Consider the following 24,069-nt stretch of genomic DNA (forward strand, 5'->3'; position numbering starts at 1 on the left):
AAGGGGCGGCGATTAAAGGCAGGAAGGAAGGGCAGGCATGGCCATCGGCGGTCTTGGAGGCGGTATCGGACGGGTCGGTGCGCGCGCGGCGGAGACGGCCGTCGGCCTCGTCCAGGATCTCACCGGCTCCGGCGTCTATCCCGCCAGCGACCAGGCCCTGGCGGCCTATCTCTTCGAGCGCATCGCCCAGGCGGAAAAGGAAACCGCCACCCAGGACCGCGACTATTACCTGGACCTCATGGCGCGCTGCCTGGCCACGGTACGTGAGGCCCGCCTGAGCGACGAAGACCTGCCTCCAACGACTTAGGGTCTCTCCGAAGCCTTCCCCAAGAGATCCGACCGCCCCTTCGGGGCGCGGGCGAACCGTTCCCGCTACCGCGGCGACCAACGGTCAAACCGCCACGTCTCCGGGATTGCGGACAGTGAAGCTTTGCAGCCTTGGCGCCGCCGCCGTTGCGGCACTGGCAGGCCTTCTGCCGCCGGCGGGCTCGGCTGCTGCCGAGTACGTCGTCAAGCTGGACGACGTCTCTCCCAAGTTGGTGGAGGTCACTGGCCTGAATGGGCGTTACGACAGCGCCTCGGGCAGGTCCTTTGTGGCTGAAGTCTTCCTTGATGTGAAGCTCAGGGCCGGCGACACGGCGTCCGTGAAACTCTGGATCGAGATGTCTGCGCCGGGTGACTATCTGCTGGGCCGCGTGAAGCAGAGCTTTGCCGACCACGCCGTCATCAGGCGCTACGGCAGCGGGAAGGGACCCCTGTGGATCTACGAATCCAGATGGATCTACACGACCGTTGTTCTTGAACTGCCGAAGCCTGTGGCGCGGGCCTACGCGACCGGCCTTTGCAATGCCCAGGTCGAGCGCCTGGCGCGAAAGGGCCGCAGCTACGAGGACATCCATTCCAGGGATCACGATATCGACGTCAGAGTGGATCTCGGAGTGAGATACAGCTACTCGGGCGCCGACCCGGACCCGGACCCGCACCCAGGCATGGAGCAAGAGCCGCTTTCGGGCAGCTACACCATCCGCTGCAAGGCTCTGGACCCTCCCGCGCTGCCGGCCGCGGGGTCCGCTGACTAGCCGCTGATGGAACGAAGGCGGCTGCCCGTTGCCGGCAGGCGAACCAACCGCACCGCCCGCACGACACATCCAATGCAACCTAGACCAAGGGGAGCATTGAAGAAATGTGTCGTCTTTCTACTGCAGGCGCCGCTGTGGGCGCGCTTGCCTCTGCATTGCTGTCCGCCGCCCCGGCGCTCGCCGATTCTGAATTTGTAGGCTTGACGGCGCTGCATACCACGTCGATCGAGGTGACGGGCTCGAACCTCGAGTACACGGCGGTAAAGCCGCTTTCCGTCATCTCCGTGGAATTCACGCTCAAGACGAATGCCGGAGAAAGCGGCCGGCTCAAAGGCTACAAGGTCTGGCTCGAACTGGGCAGCACGACGGGCTCGATTCCCGGATTCGAATATCCGATGCCGGACCATTACCACAAGAAGACTTTTCCTGTCGGCAAGCGTCCCAAGATACACGGCGACAAAGGGGCCCTCGTGGTTCCGGCGCTGGCGTGGCAGGACTTCGTGGTCGCGCAGTGTAACGGCCTGGTGGCGGATTTGCGCAAGGACGGGCAGAGCGACGACCAGATCTTCCGCAAGGACCGCACCACCTCGATCAAGGTCCGTGCAGTCATGAAGGCGGAGTTTTCCGGCATTGCCGGACCCAACGATTACGCCGACGACCCGGATAACATCGGCTATATCAAGGTGGTCTGCAAGGCGCAGGTCAAGAGCACGGTGTTCGATCCCGACGCACTCTTGCCGGTGGTGACGGAAGCAGGGCTCCAGCTTGCCAAGACGACCATCAAGAAAAGCTGCCCGCTGGACCTGGGGGCTGCCGTGCAGTTCCGCGGCGGTCGTGAGGGACAGTTCCAGTACCGCCTGCGCTTCACCGACAACCGCTACATGGGCCCCTTCACGGGCACCATGACCAGGCAGCCGAGCGGCGACTACCGCTTCGGCACCACGCATAAGATCACGGTGCCGCTGCCCCCGGGCGGCCACGCCGGCGCCGGCAGCTTTACCGGTCTGCCGCAAGACAAGCCGGGCGGACCGGGCAGTACCCCTGGCGGCCTGGCCGCCCAGCAAACGCCGGAGGACTTGCACAAGCTGGGTCTTCGGGTCGAGGTGCTGGGCGATCCCCAGGTCAAGTCGGACTGGGCGACCGAGATCGTCGATTGCCGCAAGAAACCGATCGTGACCATCTGGAGCGGCGGTGTCACTCCCAAGAAGCACAAGGGCGTCTGCCCGGCCACGGCGACACTCTCCCTGCAGTTCCGGGGCGGCCGCGCGGGGGACTTCACCTATGTCATCAAGGTGTTCAACGTCGATGCCTCGCACGGCGGCGGCCTGGAAACCCTTGGTGGTGTTCATATCGCCAACGTCGGTCCCTTCAAGGGAAAGATGACCCAGATGCCGGACGGCAGCTTTCGCACCTCAGCCGTTCAGAACCTACAGTTTCCCTTGAAGAAGACGCAGGGCCAGATCGGCGGCTATGCGGCCTCCGCAAGCAAGCCCTCCGGAAAGACCACGTATCGTTTCAAAGTCGTGTTCCCGAGCCAGGCCCACGAGCCGATGCAGGAGCATGGGACTGTTCCGTTTGAGTACACCCAGGACTGCGGACCGGCTAGAAATCCGGCCGTAGCCGGCGGGCCCGGCGGTCTGGCGCAGACGGATCGGCCCAACACAGCGCCAGGTTCCGGGTCGACGAGCCAGATGCTCCCCGATCTCAAGCTCGTCAAGGTGAAGAAGTCGTTCAAGCCCTTTGAGCTGCTGGTCCAGGTGGCAAACAACAGCTTCCTGACGACCAAGCCGACCCAGCTTCGTGCGACCTACAAGCAGGGCGGCGCGAACAAACAAAAGGTCACGGTCAAGGTGCCGCCGCTGAAGCCCGGCGCCTCGAAGTGGATTCCAGTCACCTTCAAGGCTCCGGTTGCCCAGGCGGATTCGATCCACATCCAGCTCGATCCGAACAACACCGTGAAGGAGGCCAAGGAGACCAACAACGCGGCCGTCTACCAGCCGTAGCGGGTCTTCTGCTCGCCCGCGTTGGGGGCGCCCGCCACTCAGGCAGAGCGGCGGGCGCCCCGTCTTTTCATTTCCGTCTTCTCACTTTCCCTTCTCATCTTCGCCCGCGCCGCTTTGCCGGGGCCGCCGCGCAAGGCCGAACCGCTCACGCCAGGGCCGCGACTTACCGGGAAACCGCCAACGCTCCCGAGGAGTCATCACCGTGAAACGTTCCCTTTCGGCTAGCGCAGCCGCAGCTGGGGCCCTGATGGGCTTCATGCTGCCTGCAGGGCCGGCTTCCGCCGCCCAGCAGGATCTCGAACTGACCGCCGTCACGCCGGCGTTGATTGAAGTCACCGGCGCGGACGGAAAGTACACCTCGGTCAAGGGGCCAGCGCTGACCGCGGCGGCCGATCTCTATCTGAACGGGGGTGGCGGCAGCACCAGGATCGAATCCTGGCGGCTTTGGCTTCGGCTCAAGGCCAAGGGTCTTGCCGGAACGGGCGACCTGACGACCGTCTTCAAGCCCTTCTCGCTGTCCCAGACCTATCCGGCTGGCGCCTTGCCCTTCGTCGTCGACGAGGAGCTTGACGTAACCCTGCCGAAGCCGAACTTCCACCAGTATGCGATCGTGCTCTGCAACAAGAATGCCGATACGCTGAAAGCCGGCCTTCTCTCGGAGCAGAATGCACTCAGCAAGGACTACGAGATCGGCGTCGAGGTCGAGGTGCTGGGCGAGGCCGAATACACGGTTCAGCAAGACACCAGCCCGACCTTCCAGTCCGGCAAGAAGTCCTTCACCATTGTCTGCAAGGGGCAGGAGGGAAGTCCGCAGACGGTTCTCTCGCCCAATGCGCCCCTTGTGAAGAACGTCAAGCTCGCCCTCAATCCCAGGACCCACAGAGGCAGCTGTCCGGTCAACGTGAAGATGGTCATGACCTTCGAGGGCGACTCGCCGGGGGTCGTCCACTACCGCATCGTCACCTCAGACAAGCGTATCGTCGGCGGCAACCGAAAGGCGACGATGACGGTCAAGCCCGGTGGCCAGGGCGCCCGGGCAGTCACCACCGAAAAGCTGCGTGTGCCGCTTGTTCAAGCCGCCCACTGGAGTACCGCAGGCGGTGGGTCCAACACCGTCGGCCAGGGAGGAAAGCCTGGCGGACTGAATCCGGCCATAGCGGGCCAGGGCCCGACCGGCCTCACCGACGTGCCGACGCCCGATGCCGTGCACAAGCTGGGGCTGCGCGTCGAGATGCTGGGCGGCTCCAAGGTCAAGTCGAACTGGCAGACCTACATCATCGACTGCCGTGCGCCCCGTCCCGGCGCCGGTGCTCCGGGCGGTTTCAAGCCGGTGGCCAAGCCCTCCGCCGATGGCGGCAGCGCTTCAGCTGGCCCTTACTTGCCGGACCTCGCGGTCTCCGAGACGAAAAAGTCGTTCAAACCTTTCGAACTGCTGGTCCAAGTGCAGAACCTCAGCTTTTTTCCAAGCAAGGCTACTCAGCTTCGGGCCACCTACAAGCAGGGCGGCGCGAACAAGCAGAAGGTCACGGTCCAGGTTCCGGCGCTGAAGACGCTCGGTTCCGCCTGGGTGACGGTCACTTTCAAGACTCAGGTCGCCCAGGCGGACTCGATCCACGTCCAGCTCGATCCGAACAACACCATGAAAGAGGCCAAAGAAAACAACAACACGGCCGTCTATCAGCCCTAGCGCGTGGGAGGAAGGGGACTCACCCAGGGGCTGCCCCGAAACACGCGCGTGACAGATGCATCGTTCCCGTTTCAAGGAGCAAAGACAGTGAGACATTTCGATTGGGCGGGTGTGCGCAGAACCGCTTTGGCCTGCCTTCTTCTTCTGCCCGCATCCACTCTGCTTGGGCCCGGAGCGGGGAAGGCGGCTGCGACTGTCGCGCAGCTTCAGCAAGGCGGCCTCGCCGTCCAGCAGCCCCAGGTCGTTTCGGCGAAACTCTGGATCGAGCCGCGGGCTGCGGGCCTTGACCAGACACCGGGCGATCGCGCCGAACCGGTCCTGGTTGCGGCGGCGCCCAAGGGCAGCAGCCAGCCCGGCAGCAAGAGCAAGCCCCCGCACGCCGGACCGAAGTCGGAGTTGCCTCAGCAAAGCGGCGGCGCCAAAGGCGGGGGCGGGGCCGGATTGCCCGAGAACCCTAAACCGGGCAGCAAGGCGCCGGTGCTGAAACCGGGCGCAAAGTCGGAACCGCCCGGCCAGGCTGGCGGCTCCAAGCCCGGGGGCGCGTCCAAGGCGACAGGGAAAGCGGTCGAGATGACCGTCGGCGCGTACCTTCTTCCCGATCTCAGGGTCGTTCAGATCGGCGTCCACAAGCTGAACAACACGAAGCTCCGCATCGAGGTGGAGAACGCGGGCGACGGATCGTCCAAGCCGACAGTGCTCGATGTGACCTCTACCGAGAAGAAGACCGGCAAGGTGAAGAAAACCACCGCCAAGGTCGCAGCCCTGCTTCCGAAGGCCTCGGCATGGATCACGGTGGACAACGGTGTTCCTGTGACGATGCTGAAAAAGGTCGACGTGCGTGTCGACTGGCAGAATCAGGTGAAAGAGTCCAACGACCAGAACAACAGGGCTGTGCGGTACTTCTAGGCTGCCTGCTGTCTTTCGAGGAGCGTTCCCCAAGGAGCGTTCCCCAAGGAGCACTCCCCCGTCAAAGCCGCCTGGAAGGATCGGCGTTCGTGGATGGCCGGGTGCAACCGCCCGGCCGTCGCGCGACGGCGGTCTTGCCCAGGTGGCGGCGCAGGGTCATTAACCACAAGTTCCCGCTAAATAGCTGTTCTGTATATTCTTTTCTGAAAAAGATGGGATTTGATTCAGATTTGAACCATCTCCGGGCACGGCGCGACACAAGAACAAGCGAACACATGGTGCAAACGGAGAGAATTCATGTTTACCAACACGATGACCAAGGGCCTGCTGGTATCCGCCGCTGCGCTGATGCTCGGGTCCAGTATTGCCGCGGCCGACAGCTCGGTTTCCGGCAGCCTGATCGGCGACGCCGCCGCCCAGCTTGCGGCGCGCAGCGACGTTTTCCAGGCCACCACGGCCACCCTGGATGTGGTGCCGATGCACATGGCAGGCTCCTGCCCTCTGGCCTATGCTTTCAACGTGCGGCTTGGCGCCCAGTCGCCCGGCACGCTGTCCTACAAGATCGTGACCGATGACGGCCGTGAATCGCAGCTCTTCGAAGCGAAGACCAGCGTGACCGACGACGGCCTTTTTGCCGCTCAGGCGAGCCACCAGATCGCGCTCGCCAAGAGCGCGCAGACGGATGCCGACGCTTCGATCGTCGTCTTCGATCCGCCGGCAAAGTTGAAGGAGACCCGTGAGCCGGACTTCTTCGAGCGGCTCTTCGGCACCGGCCCGGCGGCCTCGCAGGACGACCCGCAGGGCCTGCGCAACCTCTCCTTCAAGGTGATGGTTGTCGCCCCCAATGCGGTGGACTCCACTTTCGACAGCCACACGGTGTCCTGCGAAGAGCATCGCGATCCGCGGATCATCCGGGCCAGCACCGAAGATCAGCGCGACGACCGTGATCCTGGTGATCGGGATCCCGGCGACCGTGATCCCGGCGACCGTGATCCCGGTGGTCGTGACGGCCGCGGTGGCGGCGATCCCTCCGGTGGCCCGAGCGGTCCCGGCGACCTGTAGGACGCGATCGCCAGCACCATCCGGAACCGGATGCAACCGATAAGGAAGGCCCGCCTGATGGCGGGCCTTCTTCTGTGTTCGGAGCTCTCGCGCAGGATCCGTGAAGCCAGCGGCTCCGGAGGGTCGCGAGCGCACTGCAAGATTCTGATTTTTTTGACTTTTCCCGCCAATCCGAAGTCTTCGGGCCGGTTGTGAACCATCCTGGGGTCCGCGTCGACCTACTGGCTAGCGAACACCTGGGGCAAGGGGAGAACACTCATGCTCGTCCATACAATGACCAGGAGCCTGCTGGTTTCCGCCACGGCGCTGATGCTGGGGTCCGGCTTTGCCGCGGCCGACAGCGGCCTGCCGTCCGGCAGCCTGATCGGCGATGCCGCGACGCAGCTTGCGGCGCGCAGTGACGTCTTTCAGGCCACCACTGCGAGCCTCGATGTGGTGCCGGCTCAGATGGCCGGTTCCTGTCCGATGGCCTATGCGCTCAACGTGCGGCTCGGCGCCCGTTCGCCGGGGACGCTGTCTTACAAGATCGTCACCAACGATGGCCGCGAGTCGCAGATTTTCAGGGCGCAGGCCAACGTCACCGAAGACGGCCGCTTTGCGGCGCAGGCCAGCCATCAGGTCGCCCTCTCCGAGAGCACGCAGGCGGATGCCGGCGCCTCGGTCGCCGTCTTCGATCCGCCGGCAGAGCCGCGGGAAACCCGGGATCCGGATTTCTTCGAACGCCTCTTCGGCACCGGCCCTACGGCAGAGCAGGACGATCCTCATGGTCTGCGCAACCTCGCCTTCCGGGTGCAGGTCGTTGCGCCGAACGAAGTGGCCTCAGTCTTCGACAGCCACACGGTGTCCTGCGAAGAGCAGACGGATCCGCGGATCATCCGGGCCACCGACGACGACCAGCGCGACGATGGCGGTCGTGACCGCGGTCGCGATGACTCCAGCGACCGCGGCGGTGGCCGTGACCGGGGCGGGGTCGATGCCTCCGGCGGCACCATCGACTGATTGAACTGCCGACTGATTGAACCGCTCTGCCCCAACAGTGAAGGCCCGCCTGACGGCGGGCCTTCTTGTCTGTCCGCATCCCGCTTGGGGACGGGCCGCTAAGGCGATACGGATACTCAGGCGGTGCCTTCGGCACCGCTTTCCGGAGTGGGCCGCTTCGGCAGGGCCGGGGGCTGGGTTTCCTTCCCAACCGGCTCGTTGGCGGCCTCAACGGCATCGCCGTCATCGGCGGTTCCGTTGTCCCGGGACTGGCCGTCTGCGATGCCCTGGGACAGCCGGTGCAGCATGGTGTTCGGGTTCTCGCCGGCTTTGAAGCCGAGGTCGGTGAGCAACTCGTCCACCAGCGGGGCCTGCATGCGGTAGTTCAGCAGCGACTGGACGATGTTGTCGGGCAGGCTGCCGCCGCCCTGCAGGGCGCCGCCGGCGTGGCTGCCCGTACCGCCGCCGTTGGGGCCGGCGAGGGACGGCATCAGGCCGTTGCCGCCGGGCATGCCCTGGCCGAAGTCGATGACGCGGATGTCCTTGATCTTCTCCACCGCCTTCATCGAAGCGGCCATGACCTCCGGCATCACCTCGATCAGGGCCTTCTTGAGCTCCAGGGCGATGATGCGGTCGTCCAGTACGTTGCGCGCGGCGTTGATCGCCTCCTGGCCCTCGGCCTCCACTTTGTAGCGGGCGGCATCGGCCTCGGCGGCGATCTTCGTCGCCTCTGAGCTGGCGCGTGCGGTGATCAGGGTCGCCTGGGCCTCGTCCTCGGAGGCCTGGCGTTCGGCCTCGGCGGCGACGGTGACGCCGACCGCGTTCTTCTCGGCCTGTTCCTGGGCGGCGACGATGGCCACCGCCTTCTGGCGCTCGGCCTCGGCGACGCGGGCGACGGTCTTCACCTGCTCCTCCTCGCGCACCGCGCTGGCGCGGGCCTTGTTGGCCTCGGCCGCGGCCAGCGATTCCTCCTGCGACTTGGTGGCCACCGTGATCGCCTTGTCCTGGCGGGTCAGCTCCACATCGCGGTCGGACTCGATCTGCTTGCGCTCCACCGCCAGCGTGGCCTGGATGGCCGCCTCGTCTTCAAGGCGCTTGGCCTCGGCTTCTTTCTGTGCCGTCTCGGCACGGGTCTCGGCGGTGTAGTTCGCCACGTTGCGCTCGGTTTCCAGCCTGGCGTAGTCCTTCTCCTGGCTGATTTCAAAGGCGCGGCGGTCGGCCTCCAGGTTGCGCTGCTCGATGGCGACGCGGGTTTCCTGCTCGATCTCGTTGCGCTCCTTGGCCTTCTGCTGGGTGATCTCCGTCAGCCGGGTCAGGCCTTCGGCGTCAAAGGCGTTGTTGGGATTGAAGAACTCGGCCGAGGTCTGGTCCAGGGTGGTCAGCGAGACCGACTCCAGTTCCAGGCCGTTCTGCTCGAGGTCGCCGGCGACGGCGTTCTGCACTTTCTGAACGAAGTCGGTGCGCTTCTCGTGCAGGTCGTTCAGGTTCATCTGTGCGGCGACACCGCGCAGGGCGTCGACGAACTTAGCCTCCACCAGTTCGCGCAACTGCTCGCCTTCCAGGGTGCGCTCACCCAGGGTCTGGGCGGCCAGGGCGATGGCTTCCCGGTTCGGTTTCACGCGCACGTAAAACTCCACGCCGATGTCGACGCGCATGCGGTCGAAGGTGATCATCGCCGCTTCGCGCTGGCGGTTCACCTCCAGGCGCAGGGTGCGCAGGTTGACCCAGGTGATGTCATGCAGCACCGGCAGCTTCAGGGCGCCGCCGTCCTGGACAACCTTCTGCCCGCCGAGGCCGGTTTTCACGAAGGCGAGGTCCTTGGGCGCGCGTACGTAAAGCCGGGCGAAGATGAATCCAATGACGACAAGAGCAAGTGTGCCGAAACCGGCGAGAAAAATGATTTCCATTGTCTATTCCCCATCCTGATTTTGATTGGAAGAAAGGCTGCCCGGCGGCGCGATCACCTCGAAGAGGGAGCGCTTGTAGCCGACCAGCAGCACCTCCGCGTCCGTCTGAAAGCGTTCACCCCGGCTGGCCGCGCGGACGCGGACGAAATGCAGGTTGCCGTGTCGGTCGGCGACCTTGGCTTTGCCGGCCGCCCGTCGGGTGACGGGCCCCAGGGTGACGGTGGCAACGCGCCCGACGAGGTCGTCGTTGCCGGTTGCATAGGTCTCTTCACGCGGGACGATGCGGGCGAGGCCGCGGCTGGTCCAGCGGGTTGCCGGCAGGGCAGCGGCCAGGGCTGCCGGCGCGGCAAGCAGCGCCGGCAGGTAAAAGCCCAATGCGCCGCCGACCAGAAGCTGCAGGCCATAGCCGCTGACGGTGAAGAGGGTGAGAAAGGCGATCAGCAGAACCAGAAAGGGCACGCGGCCGACGTTCAGCCAGGACATGGCATCGGCCAGAATGCCGCCGCCTGCGTCCGGCATCTCGGTGTCGAGGTCGCCCTCGATATCCAGGTCCGGCATCACGTCGTCGATCAGGTCCGACAGGCCGAGGCCCAGCAGGACGCTCAGGATCTCGATGCCGGCGATGACCAGGGTGACGACAGCGGTTACCAGAAACGGACTGTTCTGATCCGCGAAAAAGAATCCGACCGATGACATGGCGCAGGCTCCCCTCTGTTGATGCTGTCACTCCTCCTTTGGCGTGCCTCCTCTGACGTGGCCGCCAAGCCCGGGGCCGCTAATCGGCGCTCTTGAGGCGGGCCTTGTGCCGCGCCAGGCGTTCCTGGATCGCGTGCTGGCGATGCAGTTCCGCCAGGTCGTCGAGGTCGCGGCTGCTGATGGTGCTGTCCTCAGCCGGCAGGCCGGTGAACTTCTCGCCCAGGCGCTGGGCCGCATCCATCGCGGCATCGGCCTGGCTCTGGGCCTTGCTGCCGCCGGCGGGGGCGCCGTTGCCGTTGGCCGGGGCGGCGGCCTTGAGGTCGCGCAGGCGGCTCTGCGCCTCGCGGCGGCTGGCCTGCAGGGCGGCCAGGGAGTCGGTCAGCTTGGTGATCTCCTCGTCGGCCTCGGCCAGGGTGCGCTCCAGCAGCGCCAACTGGTTCTCGATGTCGAGCTGGCGGCCGATGCCGGCTTCCGCCAGGTCCTCTTTGGTTTCCTCGACGGCGAGCGCGATCTTTTCGCTCAGCGAATCGTGCTCCTGCTGCAGTTCGGCCATGCGGCGGCGGGCGTTGTGCTTGGTCGCCTCATGCTTGCCGACCTCGCTGCGCACCTCCTTGACGGCATCGTCGATGTCGCGGATCGCCTGCTCCATGATCGGCACGGAGGCGGCCTGCTCGGCCTGCTCGATCGCGCTGTGGGTCAAACCGGAAACCAGGCGGGTGATGCGGTTCAAAAGGCTATCGGGCATGAACTGCTCCTTTCCTAGGCGGTGACGGTGCAGCAGGTCCTCGCTGAGCGCAGTGCGCAGGATGAAGACCCACTCGCCGTCGAGATGGCAGAGCTCGGCGCTGCCAACCAGAAACTCCCCTTGGGCATAGGTCGTCAGCGTGCAGGGCACGACGACCCGCCCCGAGAGCGTGGAGAGGGAGACCGCGTCGACCGACTTCATCGAGTAGAGATGCCGGTCGAAGGGCACCGGGCCCTCGGCTGAGACCTTGGGCACGACCACCGCCTTGCGGCAGAGCCGGGCGATGTGCTTCAGGCACAGCACGGCGGCCTGGGCCGGCAGGTCGAAGCGCTCTCTCAGGCGGCTGTAGTAGAGACGATGCAGACGGACCTGATCGGTGATGCCTGCGTCGAAGACGAGCTGGGCCAGCCAGTTCGCGGCCTCCGCATAGCGCACGGCATAGCTGCGCATCTGCTGGCCCTGTTCCTCCGAGGGGTGCAAGTGCAAAACCGCTTCGGTAGAATGCATCGCTCTCTCCACGCTTCATGGTTATATAAGGGGATGATTTGTCCTTTCGTCAAGGGACAGTATATGACCTTTTGACGACAGTGTCATGAGGCCCCCGCCGGATCGCATCAACAAGTTGAAAAATATAGGAATTTTGAGCGCCCGTCCTCGGTTCGAGTTGCCGCGGCGTTGGCCGGGGCGCCGAAATCCCGCCTCTCGCATGGAGCACAGACGGGCCTGACGGACCTCTCAAGGGCGCGCCTGGAAGGGGGCCTTTGAACTTTGATCCTCAGCCAGGCGACCCAGGAACAGCATCAGTGGTTTCAGACACCCATGCCGAACAGGAGAGCGATCATGCACCGCCACCTCTTCGCCACGGCATTCACGACGGTGTTCCTGACCAGCAGCCTGCTGACGTCACCGTCCCATGCCGATATTGGCAGCGTATATGTTCAGTCCCTCGTGACCGACGAGATCGTCGTCCAAAGCAACGGCAGCAGCTATCACAGGCTGGCGCCGCTTTCGAACCTTATGGCCAATGTCCATGTCGAGGTCGACGCCGGCCAGTTCGGCCGCGTCGTGTGGTTCACCGCCTGGCTGGGCCTTGGCCTGGAGGGTGTCGGCCGGCAGTACTGGCCGCAGTACCGCGAGGACGGCCATCACAAATCCTTCGGCAACGACCGACCCCGGTCCTGGAGCGGCACCGTCCCGGTGACGGTCCCCGGATCCTCCCTTGAGACCCTCGCCCTTGGCCAATGCAACAGCCTGGCGCAGAGCCTGCGCGCCGGCGGTCTGGGCGACAAGGCGATCTTCGCCGAGGACCGCAGGATCGAACTCGCCGTTACGACTCATCTTGCTTACGAGATGACGGGCGCCCCGGGCAGCGACATCCCTGACGAGCCCTCGCCCTCATGGGATGACCACAGGAAGCTGACTCTGGTCTGTCAGAAGTGGCCGGGTGCCGTGCCTCTGGGGGCCGCCGGCGGCCTCACTATCGGCGATGCCGAGGTCGAGCACGCCAGCCTCTCGCTCCTCGAGCAGTACGGTCCTTCAGGGCTCTGCAAGATCGTCCTCAGCGGCGTCATCCAGACCGACCGGGCGGATACGGAGGTGCGCTTCCGCTACAAGAACCAGGAAGGCCGCCTCAGCGAAGTCCACAGCGTCACCACCGACCATGCCAGGACGGCGATGTTCAGCCACCAGTACAGGATCAAGAACAACTATGACGCCGAGCACGACGTCGACTGGGCGGAAAGCGGCTTCGTGCGGATCGTCGGTGTCAGCCACGACTTCCGGACACCTTGGGCGGAATACACCATGGAATGCGTTGAGCCCGGCGCGACGGACTTCCAGACTGTCCTGCGGCCCGAGGTGAAGATGCAGGTGGTCGCACTGGAGAAGGTCATGGTCGGCCGCCAGCTTTGCATCGACACCATCCGGCTCTACGGCATGATCGTTGGCCGCGGCCCGGCCGCCGGCTATGCCGGTTTCGTCGGCAACGGCTACCTGTCGAAGCCCGAGGCCTATGCCGTGCAGCAGGGCGACGTGGCCTTTGTCGTCGCCGACCGCAAGCTGAACTGGCAGACCGACCCGCAGGCGACCCTGGCAACCGGCCCCTCGGGTGGCGGCTTGAAGAAACAGATCCTCGACCTGGCTTTCAACGTGACCGGCGAGAGCGGCGCCATCATCGCCTCGGTGCCCAAGCGCGGCTACGAGTTCGCCTGCGTGGACCCGGCCGTCCGCCCGGAAATCGCCGGCTTCGGCGACCTGACCCTGGCGCCGCGCCCCCAGGGCGGGGCGCGTCCGGCCGCCACTGCCAGCCTGACGGCGGACTCCGCCTCCCCCGCGGCGCGCAGCAACGCCGCCCCCGCTGGCCGGCAGACGGCTGTGCTGGCTCTGCTGCCCGACCTTGCCATCCAGCGCAGCGTGAAGGGCAAGCGGAAGGCGCGCCTGCGGGTGCTGGTCGTCAACCGCGGTGCGGGCCCGGCTGCGGCGACCACTCTGCGCGCCATCTACCGCAAGGGCGACGGTCAGCGGATCCGCCGCAGCGTCGCCGTGCCGCCGCTGACAGCCGGTGCCAAAGCCTGGGTGGTGGTTGATTTTCAGGCGCCCGTAAAAAAGGCGCGCAAGATCACCCTGAAGGTCGACCATCCCAACCGGGTCGCCGAGCAGGACGAGGCCAACAACAAGGCGCACTTCGGCGGTTAACCATGCCGCCGATCCCCGGGAGCCTGGCGGGGGAACGGGTGGGGGAGCCGCGCCTTGCGGCGCCCCCGCAGCGCGTCTAGATTAGCCCTTCTGCCGCTGGGGCTTAAGCTCGCCCTGGGGTTTGTGCGACTGGGGCTTTCGGATCGCTGGCCATGAAGTACATCTCGACGCGCGGCGCTGCGCCCGTGCTTTCCTTTGACGACGTATTGCTGACCGGCTTGGCGCGTGACGGCGGCCTTTACCTGCCGGAGAGCTGGCCGAGTTTCTCGCCGGAAGAGATCCGCAGCCTCGCCGGCAAGCCCTATGCCGAGGTCGCCTTTGCGGTGATCCGGCCCTTTGTCGGCGACAGCATCGCCGAGGCCGACCTGAAACGCATCCTTCAGGAAACCTATGCCGACTTCGAGCACCGGGCAGTGGCCCCCTTGAAGCAGCTCGACGAGCGCACCTGGCTGATGGAGCTTTTCCACGGGCCGACCCTGGCCTTCAAGGACTATGCGCTGCAGTTGGTCGGCCGCCTGTTCGATCATGTCCTCAAGGCACGCGGCGAGCGGGTAACGGTGATCGGTGCGACCTCCGGCGACACCGGCTCGGCGGCCATCGAAGCCTGCCGCGACCGCGCCCAGGTCGACATCTTCATGCTCCATCCCAAGGGCCGCACCTCGGAGGTGCAGCGCCGGCAGATGACAACCATCCTGTCGTCCAATGTCCACAACATCGCCCTGGAAGGCACCTTCGACGACTGCCAGGATCAGGTGAAGGCGATGTTCAATGACATGGCCTTCCGCGACACCATGAACCTCTCGGCGGTGAACTCCATCAACTGGGCGCGGATCATGGCCCAGATCGTCTACTACTTCGTCGCCGCCGTGGCGCTGGGGGCGCCGGACCGCGCGGTGGCTTTCTCCGTGCCGACCGGCAACTTCGGCAACATCTACGCCGCCTATGCCGCCGGGCGCATGGGCCTGCCGGTGAGCCAGCTCATCGTCGGCTCCAACAGCAACGACATCCTCACCCGCTTCTTCAACAGCGGCGCCATGGAGATGGCTGATGTGCGCCCGACGCTCTCGCCCTCCATGGACATCCAGGTCTCCTCCAACTTCGAGCGCCTGCTCTTCGACGTACTGGACCGCGACGGCGACGCGGTCGCGCAGACCCTGCAGGGCTTCCGCCAGACCGGGCGCTTCGCGGTCACGCCGGAGCAACTGCAGCGCCTGCGCCGTCTTTTCGACTGCCACCGTCTGGACGATGCCGAGACCCTGGCGGAGATCGCCGCCCGCTACAAGGCCAGCGGTGAATTGCTGGATCCGCACTCGGCCATCGGCACGGCAGCGGCTGCGGCGGCTCTGCGCGACGATGTGAGCGTGGTCGTTGCCCTGGCCTGTGCGCATCCGGCCAAGTTTCCCGATGCCGTGAAAAAGGCCGCCGGAGTGCACCCCGACCTGCCACCACGTCTGGCAGACCTTTACGAGCGCGAGGAACGCTGCACCGTGCTGCCCAACGACCTCTCGGCGCTGCAGCGCTTTATCGGCGGCAACCGCCCGCCGGCCGACGCCGATACGCGGGGCGCGGCGTGAGCGTGCAGGTCACCCGCCTGCCGTCTGGGCTGACCGTCGCCAGCGACGCCATGCCGGGGACGGCTACGGTGTCCCTGGGCGCCTGGGTCGGCGCCGGCACCCGGCACGAAACGCCCGAGGTGAACGGCATCGCCCACCTGCTCGAACACATGGCCTTCAAAGGCACGGAGCAGCGCTCGGCGCGCGACATCGCCGAGCAGATCGAGGCCGTGGGCGGCCACCTCAATGCCTACACCAGCCGCGAGAACACGGCCTTCTACGCCAAGGTGCTGTCCGAGGATGCCGGGCTGGCCCTCGACATCGTCGCCGACATCCTGCAGCACCCGACTTTTCTGGAGGAGGAACTGGAGCGCGAGCGGGCGGTGGTCCTGCAGGAGATCGGTCAGGCCCTCGACACCCCCGATGACATCGTCTTCGACTACTTTCAGGAAACCGCCTATCCGGCGCAGGCCCTGGGCCGCCCTGTGCTGGGCGAGAGCGCGACGGTGGCCGGGCTCAGCCGGGCCGCCCTCTGCGACTACATGGAGAGCCACTACGGTCCAGGCCAGATGGTCTTGGCCGCCGCGGGCGATGTCGAACACGAGCGCTTCGTCGCCCAGGTCGCGGAGGCCTTCGGCGACACCGCCTTCGGCACCAACGGCGCCACCGATCCCGCCGCCTACCGTGGCGGCGACCGGCGCGAGAACCGCGAGCTGGAGCAGGTGCACCTGCTGCTCGGCTTCGATGCGCCCGGCTACCTCGACGACGACTACTACGCGCTGTCCCTGCTCTCCATGCTCTTCGGCGGCGGCATGTCCTCGCGGCTGTTTCAGGAAGTGCGGGAGAAGCGCGGCCTGGTCTATTCCGTCTACTCCTTCCACTCGGCCTTCCTGGACGGCGGGCTGTTCGGAATCTATGCCGGCACCGGCGAGCGGGAGGTTGCCGAGCTGATCCCGGTGGTCTGCGACGAACTGGCCAAGCTGACCGGTGCGATCGACGAAGAGGAGCTGGACCGCGCCCGCGCCCAGGTGAAGTCGTCTCTTCTGATGAGCCGCGAAAGCTCTTCCGCCAGGGCCGAGCAGCTGGCGCAGCAGCTTCTCATCTACGGACGCTCGCTTCCGGTATCGGAGGTGCTCGAGAAGATTGCCGCCGTTACCGCCGCCGATCTGCAGCGCGTTGCCGCCGGGCTCCTCGCCTCCGCCCCCACCGTAACCGCCCTTGGTCCTCTCTCGCAGCTGGAACCTGCCGAGCGGCTTGCGGCGCGCTTCGCGTGATCGGGGACAGGCCATGCTCTTCACGGTCTTTCGCGGCGACGGCCCCCTCTCGGTCCGTCTCGAAGGGCCGCGGGTCTACCTCTGCCCGCCGCGCATGGCGGACTGGAGGACCTGGGCGCTGCTGCGCGAGGAAAGCCGCGAGTTCCTCGTGCCCTGGGAACCCACCTGGCCGCACGACGCGCTGACCCGGCAGGCCTTTCGCCGGCGCCTGAAGGCCTATAACCAGGAATGGCGCCAGGGCACCGGCTTCAGCTTTCTGGTCTACCGCCTCGGCGACAGCGGACTGATGGGCGGCGTCACCCTGTCCAACGTGCGCCGCGGCGTCGCCCAGGCGGCGAGCATGGGCTACTGGATCGGCGAGCGCTTCGCCCGCCAGGGCTACATGACCGAGGCGGTGCTGGCGGTGGTGGAGTTCGCATTCGAGGAACTGGGCCTGCATCGCATCGAAGCGGCCTGCCTGCCGCACAACGACCCCAGCCGCAGCCTGCTGTTGAAGGTCGGGTTCCGCCAGGAGGGCTATGCCCGCCAGTATCTGCGCATCAACGGCAAGTGGCAGGACCACCTGCTGTTCGAACTGCTGCGCGACGACCCGCGTCTTTGATCGGCTTCGGAGCCAGCGATGAGGCGCCGGGCCAAGGCCCGGGGAATCAGACCGGGGAATCAGACCGGGGGATCAGGCCAGGGAATCAGGCGTGGCCGGCCTCGCCGGAGAGCATGGAGATGTCGACGCCGAGCTTGCCGATGGCCCGCTCCCACTTGTTGTCCAGGTCGCTGTCGAAGACCAGCTCTTCGTCGGGCGCCACATGCAGCCAGCCATTCGCCTGGATCTCGGAATCGAGCTGTCCCGGCCCCCAGCCGGCATAGCCCAGCGCCAGCAGCCGCCGCCTGGGTCCGGCCCCCGCGGCGATGTCGCGCAGGATGTCGGTGGTCGCGGTCAGCGCGATGGCGTCGTTCACCTGCAGGGTCGAGTCCTGATTGTATTCGCCGGAATGCAGGACGAAGCCGCGCCCCGATTCCACCGGTCCGCCGAAGTGGACGCGGATCTCCTCGTTCAGCCGCGGCGGTTCGATGCCGAGCTGTGCCAAGAGGTCGGTGAAGGTGATGGCGCCGACGAGGCGGTTGATCACCAGCCCCATGGCGCCGTCGGGGTGGTGGGCGCAGACATAGATGACGCTGCGGGCAAAACGGGCGTCGCGCATGCTGGGCATGGCGATGAGCAACTGGCCGGTTAGGAATTCCTGGCTGTCCATGAGCTTCGTCGATCCGGCCCCAAGGGCTGTGTCAGGGGGCTCGCTGTTCTCCTATCTGCGCCGTTAAGCTCTTGCAATCCTTATCTTAACCTCATTCCGGCCGGGGTCCAAATCCCCACCCGGGCGCCCGTGACACGATATTGTGAGCGCGGCATCAAGGCCACTGGATATTATGGGGCGGGCCGGCTATATGCCCCAGAGGCTTTTGTGGCCCAGATCAATTGTGGCCCAGATCATTGCGGGCAGAGACAGTCTGGCCCGACAATGCGGTTATTCTGGGGCGCCCTGTGGGGCGCACTGTGGGGCGCAGGCGCGGTTTTGGCAGTATACGAATGGCAATGAGCGGACGGAGCCGAGGCGGAGCAGGCAGAAGCAGCGGGCTGAAGGCCTTTGCCTTCGGCGCCGTGGCTGTGGCCGGGCTTGCGGCCGGTGTCGGCGATGCGCTTGCCGCTGCCAGCGACTGGGCGGCGGAGGAACAGGTGCGGGTGCGCCTGGTGTCCGCCGGCCAGACGGTGTCCGGTCCTGAGGCTCTGCTGGGCCTCGAGTTCGATCTCCAGCCGGGCTGGAAGATCTACTGGCGCAGCCCCGGCGATGCCGGTTTTCCGCCGTCGATCGACTGGAGCGGCTCGCAGAATCTGGCAAGCGGCGAGATCGCCTGGCCGGTGCCCCACCGCTTTTCGCTGTTCGGCCTGGAAACCTTCGGCTACGGCGACCGCGTGGTGCTGCCGGTGGACGCGGTGCCGGCCGATCCGGCCCAGCCGCTGCTCCTCACCGCCAGCGTCGACTACCTGATCTGCGAAGAGATCTGCATTCCTTATCAGGCCAATCTCAGCCTCGGCCTGCCCACGGGCCCGGAGACCCGTGCGCCGGAGGCCTTCTTCATCGAGAGCTTCAACCGCCAGGTGCCGGGCCGCGGGGCCGAACGCGGCCTCAGCCTGGAAAGCGCGGCCCTGACCGGCAGCCTGGAGGCGCCGGTGCTGCAGGTGACCGCGCGCTCCGAAACGCCCTTCGATGCGCCGGATCTGCTGGTGGAGGGGCCGCCGGGCTTCACCTTCGCCAAGCCCGAGGTGGCCTTGTCCGAGGACGGACGGCTCGCCACCCTCAGCGTTGCCACCAGCACCCACCTTGAGCAGACGGTGCTCGAAGGCAAGCAGCTCACCCTCACGGTGACCGATGGCCTGCGCGGGCTGGAGCAGCCGAGCATCGCGCGCTTTGCCACCGCGCCGGTGCCGGGCGCCGGCGCCGGGAGCATCTTTGCCGACCCCGCGGCGCTGCTGGGGCTTCTCGGGCTGGCGCTGCTTGGCGGCCTCATTCTGAATCTCATGCCCTGCGTGCTGCCCGTGCTCTCCATCAAGCTGCTCTCCATCGCGGAGCAGGGCGGCAAGGAACGCCGCCAGATCCGCGCCGGCTTCCTGGCTTCGGCAGCGGGGATCCTGTTTTCCTTCCTGGTGCTGGCCACGGCGGCCGTGGCGCTGAAAGCCACCGGCATGGCGGTCGGCTGGGGCATCCAGTTCCAGCAGCCGCTCTTCCTCAGCGCCATGGCGCTGGTGATGGCGCTCTTCGCCTATAACCTCATGGGGCTTTTCGAGGTGCCGCTGCCGGCCGTCCTCGGCGGTCTCGGCTCGGTTGGCGGCGCGAACAGCACTCTGGCCGGGAACTTCGGCACCGGGGCGCTGGCGACCCTTCTGGCGACGCCCTGTTCGGCGCCCTTCCTCGGCACTTCCGTCGGCTTCGCCTTGTCGCGCGGTGCCGCGGAGATCTACCTGATTTTCACTGCCCTCGGCATCGGGCTTGCCTTGCCCTACCTGCTGGTCGCGGCGGCGCCGCGCCTGGTGTCCTGGCTGCCGCGGCCGGGCGCCTGGATGATCACGCTCCGGCGTGTCCTCGGGCTCCTGCTGGCCGGCACCGCAGTCTGGCTGCTCTCCGTCCTCGCGGTGCAGATCGGCCTGGCGGCCGCCCTGGTGGCTGGCGGCCTGCTGCTCGGTCTCGGTCTGGTGCTCTGGGCCGGGCCGAACCTCATGCAGAGGCACCGCCTCGCCACTCCGGCGGCGGCGACCCTTCTGGCGGTGGCCGTCTTGGCGCTGCCCAGCGGCCTTCCGCAGACCGCGGTCGAGACGCGCGGGACCGCCGCGGAGGAGGCCTGGCGTCCGCTCGACCAGGCTGCCATCGCCGACCTGGTGAATGCCGGTCAGGTGGTCTTCGTCGACGTGACCGCCGACTGGTGCATCACCTGCCAGGTCAACAAGAAGCTGGTGCTGGATAGCGAGGCGGTCACCGGGCTGCTGGCGGCGCCGGAGGTGGTGCAGATGCGCGGCGACTGGACCCTGCCGAGCGACGAGATCTCCGCCTATCTCGCCGGCTTCCAGCGTTACGGCATACCCTTCAACGCGGTTTACGGCCCCGGCGCGCCGGAGGGTCTGCCGCTGCCCGAGCTGCTGAGCGTGGATGCCGTGACCGAAGCCCTGGAGGCCGCGGCCGGCAACGCGACGGCGCAGACAGGCCTGCTAAAGGCGGGCGGCGGGGGTTCCTGAAGCCGGTTTCCTGAAGCCGGTCTGCCGCGCAGGCCACGCCTTGCCCTTGGAATGCCACGCATTGCGGCCTATCTTTCGGTCAGCGCCTCGCGCGCCGGGGCCCTGGCGCCTCTCACGACAGAACTCTTCACGCCCGGACATCTTCCTGCAGGTCCGCCCCATGCGGGCATGCCGGGGCCGGGCCATCAATTCAGGGGAAACTGCACCATGACGATCAAGGTTGGCGACCGCGCACCCAGCGGCTCCTTCAAGCACATCACCGGCGAGGGGATGGAAGAGATCTCCACTGACGACCTTTTCGGCGGCAAGAAGGTGGTGCTGTTCTCGCTGCCCGGCGCCTTCACGCCCACCTGTTCGGCCAAGCACCTGCCCGGCTTCGTCCAGCATGCCGGCGACCTCAAGGGCAAAGGCGTCGACACCATCGCCTGTATGTCGGTCAACGACGCCTTCGTCATGGATGCCTGGGGCAAGGATCAGTCGGTTGGCGATGCTGTGGTGATGCTGGCCGACGGCAACGGTGAATACGCCAAGGCGCTGGGGCTGGACTTCGACGCCAGCGGTTTCGGCATGGGCACCCGCGCCCAGCGCTTCGCCATGATCGTGGAGGACGGCACCGTCACCACCCTGAACGTGGAAGAGCCGGGCGCCTTCGAGGTCTCCAGCGCCGAGGCCATGCTGGCCAAGCTGTAAACCGCATCCGGTTTCAAGACGACACATCGGCGGCCCGTCTCCGGCCCTGTTTGGGCAAGGGGAGGCGGGCCGTTTGACGTCCGCCGCATCCCGGTTTTGTATGGTCCTGCCATGACCGCTTTCCAACCGGATGACGACAGGCTCTACCAGGACCCGGAACTGGCCCAGTTCTACGATCTGGAGAACGGCTGGGCCGCGGACTTCGACACTTGCCTGGACTTGGCGGAGGGGGCCGCATCGGTCCTCGATCTTGGTTGCGGGACCGGCGAACTGGCGGCGCGCCTTGCGCAAGACCGCACCGTGGTGTGGGTCGACCCCGCCGCACCGATGCTCGCGGTGGCGCGGCAGCGGCCCGGCGGCGACAGGGTCGAATGGGTGGAGGCCGATGCCCGCGGCCTCGATCTCTGCCGCCGCTTCGATCTCATCGTTCTCACCGGCCATGCCTTCCAGGTCTTCCTGACCGAGGACGACCAGCGTGCGGTGCTCGCCACCATCGCCCGCCATCTGGCGCCCGAGGGCCGCTTCATCTTCGATTCGCGCAACCCGGCGGCGGGGGCCTGGCGCCGCTGGACGCCGGAGGGCTCGCGGCGCAGCCTCGTCCATCCGAGCCTGGGTGCGGTGGAAGCCTGGAACGACGTGGCGCGGGACCCGGCGACCGGGATCGTCACCTACAAGACCCACTATCGGGTTGCCGCTTCCGGCCAGACCTTCTCCGCCGCTTCGAAGCTGCGCTTCACGGAACGCGATGCGCTGGCGGCGATGCTGGAAAACGCCGGGCTGCGGGTCGAGCGCTGGCTCGGCGATTGGCAGGGCGGCCCCTGTACCCAGGACTCGCCGGAACTCATCCCCATCGGGCGCCTGGGCTGATCAGGCCCCGCCCGGCGGCGCCGCGCAGACCTGGTCGTAGCGGTAGCGCTCCTTCAGCAGGCCGTTGTAGGCGTAGATATCCAGCGTCGCTTCGAAGGCTTGCTGGGTGATCTCCGCATGCGGGGTCCAGCAGCCGAGCTGCTGATAGGTGGCGATGCAGTCGGTCAGCACCGCCTCATCGATGTCCGGAAAGTAGGGCTTCTCGGCGCGGGCGATCTCCGCCGCCGGGGTCTCGTTCATGTAGCGCCGCGTTCTGGCGTAGGCGCGCATGAAGGCGCGGGCCATATCGGTCTTCAGCCAGTCCGGTCTGGCTGCCAGGCTGGAGAACCCGCAGGGGCCGATCTGCCGGCCGACCTGCGCGACGATATGGCCGAGGCCGTCGGCCTGAAGCTGCTGCGGGAACGGGCCCTGCTGCTGCACGTAGTCGCCCTGGCCGGCGCGGAAGGCCGCGTCGATGGCGGCGGCACCGCCCGGCGTGATCAGCTTGATCTTCGCAAAATCAATGCCCGCCTTGTGGCAGGCGTACTTGAACATCGCCAGCGGCTGGCCGCCGCCGAAGGCGACCACTTCCGCCCCCTCCAGCCTGTTCCATGTGAATTCAGGATCAGACTTGCGGGCTGTCAGGAAGAAGCCGTCCATCTCGTTGATCTGGGCGAAGTGGACCGCCGTGGGCGTCTCGCCCTTGTTCAGGGTCGTCAGGCCCTGGCTGAGCGCCGACTGCACCACATGGGCCGAGCCGTCCTCCAGCGCCGCAATGGCGGTGACACCGGGCGCTGCAACCGACCACTCTGGGTCCAGCCCTTCGGCCTTCAAAAAGCCGCCGGACATTGCTGAGATCAGCGGCGAGTAGAAGGCCGAAAACAGCGTGAACTGTATGTTGATCCGCTCCAAGGGCCGCCCCTCTCTTAGGTGTCGCGCAGCACCTGGTCGATGCGCTCCAGCGCCCAGTCCACCTCGTCGCGTTTGATGACCAGGGGCGGGGAGATGCGCAGGGTGTCCTCGTGGGTTTCCTTGCACAGCATGCCGACGGCGCGCAGCGCCTCGCTGTATTGGCGTGCGCCGCCGATCTCCGGATGGAACTCGATCGCCAGCATCAGCCCGCGGCCGCGCACCTCCTTCACCTTGTTGTTGCGCAGCTTCTGCAGCTCATCGAGGAAGTAGGCGCCCTGCCTGGCGGAGTTTTCGATCAGCCCCTCTTCGGTCAGGACCTTCAGGGCCGCGCGGCCGACTGCGCAGGCCAGGGGATTGCCGCCGAAGGTGCTGCCGTGCTGGCCGGGCTGCAGCACCCCCAGCACCTCGGTGTTGGAGAGCACCGCCGACATCGGATAGAAGCCGCCGGACAGCGCCTTGCCCACCAGGGTGACGTCGGCTTCCACGCCCTCGTGCTCTTCGGCGAAGAGCTTGCCGGTGCGCCCCAGTCCGGTCTGGATCTCGTCCATCACCAGCATCACGGTGTTGGCCGAGCAGATCTCTCGGATGCGCTTCAGATAGCCGGCGGGCGGAATGTTGACGCCGGCCTCGCCCTGGATCGGCTCCACCAGAAAGGCCACGGTGTTGGGCGTGATCGCCCGCTCCAGCGCCTCGGCGTCGCCGTAGGGGATGATCTTGAAGCCGGGGGTGAAGGGGCCGAAGTTGCGGTGCGCTTTGGGGTCTGTGCTGAAGCCGACGATGGTGATGGTGCGGCCGTGGAAGGCCTCCTCGCAGACGATGACCTCGGCCTGGTCGTGGGGCACGCCCTTCACCTCATAGCCCCACTTGCGCACCGCCTTGATGGCCGTCTCCACCGCCTCGGCGCCGCTGTTCATGGGCAGCACCTTGTGGGAGTTGGTGAGCGCGCAGATCTCCTCGTAGAAAAGCGCGAGCTGGTCGTTGTGGAAGGCGCGGGAGGTGAGCGGCAGGCGGCTTGCCTGTTCGATCAGGGCGTTCAGGATCTTGGGGTGGCAGTGGCCCTGGTTCACCGCGGAATAGGCCGAAAGGCAGTCCATATAGCGCTTGCCGTCCACGTCCCAGACCCAGATGCCCTCGCCGCGGGTCAGCACGACCTCCAGCGGGTGATAGTTGTGCGCGCCCAGCTCGGACTCGATGTCCATCAGTTGCTGCGCCGAATGCTGTCCTTGCGCCATGATCTGCTCCTGCTGTTCGTGCCG

20 protein-coding genes are annotated in these 24,069 nt (G+C 66.4%); 14 read left to right on the forward strand and 6 right to left on the reverse strand.

Going from position 1 to position 24,069, the window contains the following annotated elements:
• The first annotated feature begins 37 nt into the window (after positions 1–37).
• The 7 genes from Q0982_RS15765 to Q0982_RS15795 all read left to right on the forward strand — a co-directional run bounded on the left by Q0982_RS15765 (position 38) and on the right by Q0982_RS15795 (position 7,736).
• Positions 38–307, forward strand: a complete 270-nt coding sequence (locus tag Q0982_RS15765) for a hypothetical protein (RefSeq protein ID WP_299397091.1) — start codon at positions 38–40, stop codon at positions 305–307.
• Positions 308–422: 115 nt separating this feature from the next.
• Entirely contained in the window at positions 423–1,079 is a 657-nt protein-coding gene (locus Q0982_RS15770; RefSeq protein ID WP_299397093.1) for a hypothetical protein, read from the forward strand.
• Between the two features lie 134 nt (positions 1,080–1,213).
• On the forward strand, positions 1,214–3,082 hold the full coding sequence (locus tag Q0982_RS15775) for a CARDB domain-containing protein (RefSeq protein ID WP_299397094.1): 1,869 nt from the start codon (positions 1,214–1,216) through the stop codon (positions 3,080–3,082).
• Between the two features lie 202 nt (positions 3,083–3,284).
• The gene (locus tag Q0982_RS15780; protein ID WP_299397096.1) at positions 3,285–4,769 is read left to right on the forward strand and encodes a CARDB domain-containing protein; all 1,485 of its coding nucleotides are present in this window, start codon (positions 3,285–3,287) and stop codon (positions 4,767–4,769) included.
• An 87-nt stretch (positions 4,770–4,856) separates the two neighbouring features.
• A complete protein-coding gene (locus Q0982_RS15785) occupies positions 4,857–5,675 on the forward strand; it encodes a CARDB domain-containing protein (RefSeq protein WP_299397098.1) in 819 nt (272 codons plus the stop codon).
• A gap of 297 nt (positions 5,676–5,972) precedes the next feature.
• Positions 5,973–6,737 (forward strand): hypothetical protein, encoded by a 765-nt coding sequence (locus Q0982_RS15790; protein ID WP_299397099.1) that lies wholly within the window; start codon positions 5,973–5,975, stop codon positions 6,735–6,737.
• A 258-nt stretch (positions 6,738–6,995) separates the two neighbouring features.
• On the forward strand, positions 6,996–7,736 hold the full coding sequence (locus Q0982_RS15795; RefSeq protein ID WP_299397101.1) for a hypothetical protein: 741 nt from the start codon (positions 6,996–6,998) through the stop codon (positions 7,734–7,736).
• A gap of 116 nt (positions 7,737–7,852) precedes the next feature.
• Here the strand turns inward: Q0982_RS15795 and Q0982_RS15800 are convergent, their stop codons facing one another.
• The 3 genes from Q0982_RS15800 to Q0982_RS15810 all read right to left on the reverse strand — a co-directional run bounded on the left by Q0982_RS15800 (position 7,853) and on the right by Q0982_RS15810 (position 11,570).
• Positions 7,853–9,622: a flotillin family protein gene (locus tag Q0982_RS15800; protein WP_299397102.1), complete on the reverse strand. Its 1,770-nt coding sequence runs from the start codon at positions 9,620–9,622 to the stop codon at positions 7,853–7,855.
• Between the two features lie 3 nt (positions 9,623–9,625).
• Positions 9,626–10,318: an OB-fold-containig protein gene (locus Q0982_RS15805; protein ID WP_299397104.1), complete on the reverse strand. Its 693-nt coding sequence runs from the start codon at positions 10,316–10,318 to the stop codon at positions 9,626–9,628.
• Positions 10,319–10,397: 79 nt separating this feature from the next.
• Positions 10,398–11,570, reverse strand: coding sequence for a PspA/IM30 family protein (locus Q0982_RS15810; RefSeq protein WP_299397105.1), 1,173 nt, complete (start codon positions 11,568–11,570; stop codon positions 10,398–10,400).
• A 333-nt stretch (positions 11,571–11,903) separates the two neighbouring features.
• Here Q0982_RS15810 and Q0982_RS15815 point away from each other — a divergent pair, with 333 nt between their 5' ends.
• From Q0982_RS15815 to Q0982_RS15830, 4 genes are all read left to right on the forward strand, one after another.
• Positions 11,904–13,757, forward strand: coding sequence for a CARDB domain-containing protein (locus Q0982_RS15815; protein ID WP_299397107.1), 1,854 nt, complete (start codon positions 11,904–11,906; stop codon positions 13,755–13,757).
• A gap of 152 nt (positions 13,758–13,909) precedes the next feature.
• Positions 13,910–15,331: a threonine synthase gene (gene thrC / locus Q0982_RS15820; RefSeq protein ID WP_299397109.1), complete on the forward strand. Its 1,422-nt coding sequence runs from the start codon at positions 13,910–13,912 to the stop codon at positions 15,329–15,331.
• Positions 15,328–16,584 carry a pitrilysin family protein gene (locus tag Q0982_RS15825; protein WP_299397111.1) on the forward strand — a complete coding sequence of 419 codons (1,257 nt, stop codon included), beginning with the start codon at positions 15,328–15,330 and terminating at the stop codon, positions 16,582–16,584. The genes thrC and Q0982_RS15825 overlap by 4 nt, the downstream gene beginning before the upstream one ends.
• A gap of 13 nt (positions 16,585–16,597) precedes the next feature.
• Positions 16,598–17,185 carry a GNAT family N-acetyltransferase gene (locus tag Q0982_RS15830; RefSeq protein WP_299397113.1) on the forward strand — a complete coding sequence of 196 codons (588 nt, stop codon included), beginning with the start codon at positions 16,598–16,600 and terminating at the stop codon, positions 17,183–17,185.
• Between the two features lie 85 nt (positions 17,186–17,270).
• Here Q0982_RS15830 and Q0982_RS15835 read toward each other — a convergent pair whose 3' ends face one another.
• On the reverse strand, positions 17,271–17,834 hold the full coding sequence (locus Q0982_RS15835; RefSeq protein ID WP_322097042.1) for a YqgE/AlgH family protein: 564 nt from the start codon (positions 17,832–17,834) through the stop codon (positions 17,271–17,273).
• Positions 17,835–18,172: 338 nt separating this feature from the next.
• Here Q0982_RS15835 and Q0982_RS15840 point away from each other — a divergent pair, with 338 nt between their 5' ends.
• From Q0982_RS15840 to Q0982_RS15850, 3 genes are all read left to right on the forward strand, one after another.
• Positions 18,173–20,365 carry a protein-disulfide reductase DsbD gene (locus Q0982_RS15840; RefSeq protein ID WP_299397114.1) on the forward strand — a complete coding sequence of 731 codons (2,193 nt, stop codon included), beginning with the start codon at positions 18,173–18,175 and terminating at the stop codon, positions 20,363–20,365.
• A 207-nt stretch (positions 20,366–20,572) separates the two neighbouring features.
• Positions 20,573–21,055, forward strand: a complete 483-nt coding sequence (locus tag Q0982_RS15845; protein ID WP_299397116.1) for a peroxiredoxin — start codon at positions 20,573–20,575, stop codon at positions 21,053–21,055.
• A gap of 111 nt (positions 21,056–21,166) precedes the next feature.
• Positions 21,167–21,922 carry a trans-aconitate 2-methyltransferase gene (locus Q0982_RS15850; RefSeq protein ID WP_299397117.1) on the forward strand — a complete coding sequence of 252 codons (756 nt, stop codon included), beginning with the start codon at positions 21,167–21,169 and terminating at the stop codon, positions 21,920–21,922.
• Here Q0982_RS15850 and Q0982_RS15855 read toward each other — a convergent pair whose 3' ends face one another.
• Both Q0982_RS15855 and rocD read right to left on the reverse strand, forming a co-directional pair.
• The gene (locus Q0982_RS15855; RefSeq protein ID WP_299397119.1) at positions 21,923–22,813 is read right to left on the reverse strand and encodes an ABC transporter substrate-binding protein; all 891 of its coding nucleotides are present in this window, start codon (positions 22,811–22,813) and stop codon (positions 21,923–21,925) included.
• A 14-nt stretch (positions 22,814–22,827) separates the two neighbouring features.
• Positions 22,828–24,045: an ornithine--oxo-acid transaminase gene (rocD, locus tag Q0982_RS15860; RefSeq protein WP_299397120.1), complete on the reverse strand. Its 1,218-nt coding sequence runs from the start codon at positions 24,043–24,045 to the stop codon at positions 22,828–22,830.
• Positions 24,046–24,069: the final 24 nt, after the last annotated feature.

The organism is Pelagibius sp. (assembly GCF_028281305.1).
Lineage (GTDB): Bacteria > Pseudomonadota > Alphaproteobacteria > Kiloniellales > Kiloniellaceae > Pelagibius.